General features: G+C 51.8%; 1 pseudogene. It reads left to right on the forward strand.

What is annotated here, in order from left to right:
• Positions 1-141: 141 nt before the first annotated feature.
• Positions 142-338: pseudogene (locus A3754_RS06295) on the forward strand (hypothetical protein); the annotation flags it as partial.

The raw sequence follows: 338 nt of genomic DNA on the forward strand, positions 1-338 counted from the left end.
GGTTTTCCTTGTCAGGCATTGTGCGTCGAGCCTCTGGTGTTTAATCACCTTCGACCTATGGCTAATAGAGTGTTGGCAAAACGCTCAGCAAGCTGTCAATCGGAGTCACTTTCGTGTTGATGACAATAAGAGGACAGGGCCATGACAGCAAGAAAAGCCACGTACCTGTGCGGCGCCTTGGTGTTGGCGCAGGCAGGCATTGCCGGTGCAGACACAACGCTGGAGGAACGCATCATTGTGCTTGAAGAGCGCATGGATGGGGTGAAAAGTGGTAATACCCATATCGATTTCGGCGGCTTTATCAAGGCCGACACCATGATGAGCAAATACAGCGATGG

It is taken from the genome of Alcanivorax sp. HI0083 (genome assembly GCF_001635175.1).